This window comes from Luedemannella flava, from assembly GCF_039528515.1.
Lineage (GTDB): Bacteria > Actinomycetota > Actinomycetes > Mycobacteriales > Micromonosporaceae > Luedemannella > Luedemannella flava.
The window spans coordinates 1-2,192 of the sequence record NZ_BAAALT010000348.1 but is presented as its reverse complement, the minus strand read 5'-3'; the positions used below and the strand labels follow the sequence as shown (position 1 = coordinate 2,192).

The following is a 2,192-nucleotide window of genomic DNA, read 5'->3' as shown; positions in this document are numbered from 1 at the left end:
TGCGGCTCGTCGGGACGGGGACGGGGACGTCGTTCATGTCTGGTGCTTCCTTCTTCCGCACTGGTGGTGGATGACGACGAGTCTGCCGAGGTTGCCATACGATTCGTGACCTCTCAAGGAAACCGTTCCAGACCTCGAAATCAGCCGGTCTCGGGGGAGAATCCGCCCGACCAGCAATCCCCCAGCGCACCAATGCGAGATATGTGCGGAGGGCACGAAAGCTGGTCGCAGGGTGTTTGGAAATTCCGACCTGGACAATCGTGGACCTGTTGAGTACCCGCGAAATAACACTTACTCAGGCCGCACCGCGCTCGGCGCTCCACCGATTGTGGCTATACATACCGAGCCGTGCTGCCTGGTGGTGACAGCACCAGCATCAGCGCTACCTTCTGCGAGTCCCGGACCCGTCGCATGGTTGCCCCATGACATTGAATCCCGTCACAACGTGGCCGCGCACCTCGCGGACAGCCCGGGTCATCCTCGCCACCTGCGCGCTGGCGGCGGCACTGTCCGTCGCCAACCCAGCGTCGGCGGTGGCCCCGGCGGGCACCAAGCCGACCTTCACCACCTGGGAGTACCTCCCTGGCGTCGCGGCTGACCTCTACCTCCCGGCACGGCGGACCCCGCACCGCGTGCCGCTTGTGGTGCTCGTGCCGGGCGGGGGCTGGCAGACGGCCGACCGCAGCGGTCTGGGCCAGCTCGCCGAGGCCCTGGTCGCGAAGGGCATCGCGGTCAACAACGTCACGTACCGGGTGGGTACCGAGGCGTCCCGGTTCCCTGTGCCCGCGCAGGACGTGACCTGCGCGGTGGACGCCTCAGTCGCCGCGCTGAAGCGCGCCGGGTTCCACCCCGGCCCGGTCGTCCTGGTCGGCCACTCGGCGGGCGCCCACCTCAGTTCGCTGGCCGCATTCGGCGCGGCCTCATTCCGCTCCCCTGCCTGCCGCTACCCGCATTCCCAGGTGGATGGATGGGTCGGCCTGTCCGGAATCTACGACCTGACCGTGGTCGGTCAGTGGTCCTGGACGATGATGGGCGGCACCGCCGAGGAACTGCCCGACCTCTACGCCGGGGCGGCCACGGGGACATACCTCGTCGGCGGTCGCCGGACCCACATCGACGCCCTGGTCGTTCATGGGACTGCCGATGAGCTGATCCCGACGTTCATTGCCACGGACTTCGCGACGCTGCTACGTGAACGGGGGTACGACACGCAGGTGGAGCTGATCGATGGAGCGGGCCACAACGACACGTACCAGGCTCCCGTCATCGCCGACGCCCTGCTGCGTTGGCTGGGCCAGGTCGAGGACCAACCACGCCGGTAGCCCAGCTGGCCCGACGGCGTCCTCTGGATTAGTCCGGTTGGCGCGACCGTGCCGCCGTCGCGCGCAGCGCTGCGTGAGTTCCCCTACCCCTGGCTGCACTACCTGCGGCGGGTGTCCGCGTTGATGCGCTCCTCGCACCTGCCGTGCCACAAGGACAGCAAGGGCTGCTACGTCCCCATGATTCGACGACCCGTTGTTCCTGCCCGAGGAGTCGGCAGTGGCCGGCGCTGGGGTGGTCGGCTCCGGCCAGCGCCTCCGCGCGGAGCTGCTCCGGTGCGCGCCGGTGCTCGGCATCCGGCTCGCCTCGGACGGCTCGCTGCCCGGCAGGGTCTTCTTGTCCGCGCACAACACCACCGCCGACGTCGCGGACCACGGCAAGGCCCCCTCTATGTAACCCCCTCATCGGAGGCACGACCGCGCCGCAGTGGGCGGACAAGGTCCGCCGTGAAGGCCTTGGTGAACTGCCACTGCGCGCGGGGGTTGTACACACTGCGATGTTGCCGGCTCCTCGAGATGCCGAGGTAGATCGCGGCGCAGAAGTAGATCGGCATGCTGACGAAAGCTGTCACGGCGGCGGCGATCACCACGACTCCGCCGATCGGCTTTAACACCTCAGTGTGCAGTAGTGCCGCGCCGATGCCGAACGCGAGGAAGGCGAGGATGCCGGTCCGGAAGGTCACTACGGAGACGCGATAGGACGCGCGAGACCGCAGTTGCCCCATCTCGTCATCGGTCAGCACACGCCTCATCAGCGGAGCCATTCTGGTAGCTGGGAGTACTCGAGCCGCTGCACGTAGGTGTAGGACTCGCCGCCGACCAGACCACCGCCGGCGCCTGGTCCGACCATGATGTCCACCGTCCACACGTCCT

General features: G+C 67.7%; 3 protein-coding genes. 2 read left to right on the top strand and 1 reads right to left on the bottom strand.

Annotated features, from left to right (window positions below; genetic code table 11):
• Positions 1-422: 422 nt before the first annotated feature.
• Together ABD211_RS33215 and ABD211_RS33210 are read left to right on the top strand one after the other, a co-directional pair.
• The gene (locus ABD211_RS33215; RefSeq protein ID WP_344140508.1) at positions 423-1,322 is read left to right on the top strand and encodes an alpha/beta hydrolase; all 900 of its coding nucleotides are present in this window, start codon (positions 423-425) and stop codon (positions 1,320-1,322) included.
• Positions 1,323-1,539: 217 nt separating this feature from the next.
• Entirely contained in the window at positions 1,540-1,716 is a 177-nt protein-coding gene (locus ABD211_RS33210) for a hypothetical protein (RefSeq protein ID WP_344140506.1), read from the top strand.
• On the opposite strand, the gene ABD211_RS33205 is transcribed toward ABD211_RS33210, so the two are convergent.
• Positions 1,709-2,071, bottom strand: a complete 363-nt coding sequence (locus ABD211_RS33205) for a hypothetical protein (RefSeq protein ID WP_344140504.1) — start codon at positions 2,069-2,071, stop codon at positions 1,709-1,711. The two genes, ABD211_RS33210 and ABD211_RS33205, sit on opposite strands and share 8 nt — an antisense overlap.
• Positions 2,072-2,192 lie beyond the last annotated feature (121 nt).

Bases quoted from the DNA above. Each gene is read 5' to 3' on its own strand.
- ABD211_RS33215 (WP_344140508.1), top strand. From the start codon at position 423: ATGACATTGAATCCCGTCACAACGTGGCCGCGCACCTCGCGGACAGCC.
- ABD211_RS33205 (WP_344140504.1), bottom strand. From the start codon at position 2,071: ATGAGGCGTGTGCTGACCGATGACGAGATGGGGCAACTGCGGTCTCGC.